Below are 3,440 nucleotides of genomic sequence, written 5' to 3'. Positions count from 1 at the left end.
GTTTCAGATTTAGATCTGCCACCTGCTCATACCCCAGCCCGGCCCGCACCACCAGCGGCTCGGATCCCGTCAAGTCAATTACCGTAGAGACCTTGGCCCGACGGGGGGCATCGTCATCCAGCACCAGATCCACCTGTTTTTCCAACTGCCGCATCTCTTCAGCCGCAAAGATCCCACCCTCATCCCAGGGGTCGCTCTCCCACTCCCAGGCTTGCCCAGAACTTAAGTCCAGGGATCCGACGGGATCCCCCCCCAGCTTGGCAGAGGTGGAGACAATTGGATTGCCCAACTCTTCCAGCAAAGCCTGACAAATGGCCGAGTCGGGCACGCGGATGCCGGTGGTTTTCCGTTTGGGCTCCATCACCAACTTGGGCACCAGCTTGGTGGCCGGCAACAGAAACGTAAACGGGCCCGGGATCAGCCGCCGCATCAGCCGATAGGCCGAATCGGTTACCTGGGCATAGTGGGCAATGCGTGAGAGAGAAGGACACAAGAAGGTGAGGGGTTTATCGTTGGAGAGCTGCTTGATACGGCGTACCCGCTCCACTGCTTGTTTGTGGGTCACATCGCAGCCAATGGCATAGACTGTATCGGTGGGGTAAAGCATCACCGCCCCCTCCCGCAAAGCCGCCGCAATCCGCCGGATGGAACGGGCCTGGGGCTGTTGCGGATGCAGCTTAAAGTACTCGGCCATCGGGCAGATGGGAAGAGGTCAAGACTGGGAGCAGCTACCCCCCAGGGGGTTTTCCACAAGAGGGCGGGGGGTCGGTGGCACCGACGCGGGCGGGGATCCCTGAGATTCGGGCCAGTCCTTCAGTTGTTGCATCAGGGCTTGGATGTGCAGACGGGGCAGATAGGGCCAGTCGCCCGCTTCTTCCAAATCTTGAAGCACCCGATACAGAGCTTGACGGGTATTGGGCAAAGACTCCCGAAAGGCACCTTCCAGGATCGCGCGGTGCAACTCCTCCAGCAGCCGCAGGAGCATCAGCAGCTCCACACACGCTCCCGCCCTCGCCTGAGCCGCCTGTTCAACGGCCAACATGATCTGACGCAAATCCGGTGGCAGATCCTCCGCCGAGATATACATGGCCACTCGTCTCTGGGTTCTGGGAAGGCAGGGGCTTTCCCATTCTAAGATTCTTCTGCCCTAGGACTGGATGGATTTTGCCCCCACAAGATCCAACTGCGCAGGCTGTTGGGATCCCCGCCCCAGGCACTGCCACACCCGCTGCAAGAGGGCATCCAGCCCCTGCTTGGCAATCGCAGAAATGGTCACCACCGAAGTGCCGGCAGCAGCAGACAGCCTCTGGGCGCGCTCGGCAACCTGCTGGGGATCCAGAACATCGATCTTGTTCAAAACCAGGATTTGTGGCTTATCGATTAACCCGTGGCCGTAGGCGCGCAGCTCCTGCTGAATAACCTGGTAATCCTTGACGGGATCCGCCGCCGTGCCATCCACCAAATGAATCAGTACCCTGGTGCGCTCCACATGGCGCAAAAACTCATGGCCCAGCCCCACCCCCAAGTGCGCCCCCTCGATCAGCCCCGGGATATCGGCAAACACCACCCCATCTCCCGATGGATGGGGCACCACCCCCAAATTGGGCTGCAGCGTGGTGAAGGGGTAGTCAGCAATCTTGGGCCGGGCAGAGGAGACCACCGAAATCAGAGTGGACTTGCCCGCATTGGGCAGGCCGACAATGCCCACCTCGGCAATCAACTTCAGCTCCAGGCGCAGGCGCACCCGTTCTCCTGCTTCGCCCTTGGTAAATTGGCGGGGGGCACGATTGTGGTTGCTCAAAAAATGGGCATTGCCTAAGCCGCCTTTGCCCCCACGGGCTACCAGCAATTGATCCCCTTTGCCCACCAGATCGCCCAACAATTCCCCCGTCTCCGCATTGAACACCACAGTACCGCAGGGCACCCGCACCAGCCGATCCGCACCACTGGCCCCGCTGCGATGGTTGGGCCCCCCTTTGGCCCCGTGTTCCGCCTTGATCACCGGTTGAAAGCGAAAATCCAACAGAGTTTGCAGGCCGGGATCGGCCACCAAGATCACCGAGCCGCCCCGCCCGCCATTGCCGCCGGATGGCCCCCCAGCCGGCACATACTTCTCACGGCGGAAGGCAACGATGCCATCCCCGCCATTTCCCCCTTGCACTTCAATTTCGGCTTGGTCGATAAAGTGCAATTGCTCTTCCTCCGAATCTTCTATCTTCCAGCTTGGCAAGATCCCCGGAAAACTTGCCACAAAAGACGCTCCTCTAAGCTACGATGGTATTTCCCAGCCACATCCTCCCCAGGTGGGAAAGTGGAAGTGGGATCCTGCCAAACTCGATTGGCCTTCTACCCTTTATCCCGCGCAACTGATCTGTTACTGCACCCCTATGAGTCGATTCACTGCTGCCGATGTAGGTTTTACCACTGAAGACTTTGCCGCCCTTCTGGATAAGTACGACTATCACTTCAGCCCTGGCGAAATTGTGGCGGGTACAGTATTCTCGGTGGAGCCACGCGGTGCTTTGATCGATATCGGGGCCAAAACGGCTGCCTTTCTGCCGCTCCAGGAGATGTCGATTAGCCGCCTGGAAGACCCGCACGAGATGCTGCAGCCGGGAGAAACCCGCGAGTTTTTTATCCTCACCGAAGAAAACGAAGAGGGACAGCTGACCCTCTCCATCCGCCGCATCGAGTACATGCGGGCCTGGGAACGGGTACGGCAGCTCCAGAAAGAAGATGCCACCGTTCGCTCAACCATTTTTGCCACCAACCGAGGTGGAGCCCTGGTGCGGATTGAGGGGCTGCGGGGCTTTATCCCCGGATCCCACATCAGCACCCGCAAGCCAAAAGAAGAGCTGGTGGGCGAAGAGCTGCCCCTGAAGTTTTTAGAGGTGGACGAAGACCGCAACCGCCTGGTGTTGAGCCATCGCCGCGCCTTGGTGGAGCGGAAGATGAACAAGCTGGAAGTGGGCGAGGTGGTGGTTGGCACGGTGCGGGGCATCAAGCCCTATGGTGCCTTCATCGATATTGGCGGCGTCTCCGGCCTGCTGCACATTTCCGAGATCTCCCACGATCATGTTGACACGCCCCACAGCGTCTTCAACGTCAACGACGAAGTGAAGGTGATGATCATCGATCTAGATGCGGAGCGGGGGCGGATCTCGCTGTCCACCAAGCAACTGGAGCCCAATCCCGGCGACATGATTCGGGATCCCAAGCTGGTTTACGAGAAGGCTGAGGAAATGGCAGCCAAGTACCGTGAGCAACTGCTGGCCGCTAAGCAAGGACAAGCGGCAGAGGCCCCACCGGAAGTGGTGGAAGAGGAGCTGGAATACGCGGCGACGGCTGTGGAATGATCACAAACTTTGCGTATTTCTGCCTGCTACAAGGCTTAGCTAGGCCGCCGAGAAGCCCCGCCCTCTCTCGCTTTAGCGGCGCGG

4 protein-coding genes are annotated in these 3,440 nt (G+C 59.5%); 1 reads left to right on the top strand and 3 read right to left on the bottom strand.

From position 1 onward, the window contains the following. The 3 genes from NW819_RS05985 to obgE form a co-directional block, all read right to left on the bottom strand. Positions 1-694, bottom strand: a 694-nt coding sequence (locus NW819_RS05985; RefSeq protein ID WP_414413195.1) for an L-threonylcarbamoyladenylate synthase, incomplete at its 3' end; no start/stop codon positions are given. A gap of 18 nt (positions 695-712) precedes the next feature. Continuing rightward, complete coding sequence (locus tag NW819_RS05980) at positions 713-1,087, bottom strand: hypothetical protein (protein ID WP_238376778.1); 375 nt, start codon at positions 1,085-1,087, stop codon at positions 713-715. A 60-nt stretch (positions 1,088-1,147) separates the two neighbouring features. After that, positions 1,148-2,191: a GTPase ObgE gene (obgE, locus tag NW819_RS05975; protein WP_414342608.1), complete on the bottom strand. Its 1,044-nt coding sequence runs from the start codon at positions 2,189-2,191 to the stop codon at positions 1,148-1,150. 196 nt (positions 2,192-2,387) lie between these two features. Here obgE and NW819_RS05970 point away from each other — a divergent pair, with 196 nt between their 5' ends. Further along, positions 2,388-3,356: a 30S ribosomal protein S1 gene (locus tag NW819_RS05970; RefSeq protein ID WP_011433921.1), complete on the top strand. Its 969-nt coding sequence runs from the start codon at positions 2,388-2,390 to the stop codon at positions 3,354-3,356. Positions 3,357-3,440: the final 84 nt, after the last annotated feature.

The organism is Synechococcus sp. R8-2 (assembly GCF_047461715.1).
In the GTDB taxonomy this organism is placed as follows: Bacteria; Cyanobacteriota; Cyanobacteriia; order Thermostichales; family Thermostichaceae; genus Thermostichus.
This window is presented reverse-complemented; position numbering and strand designations above follow the sequence as displayed.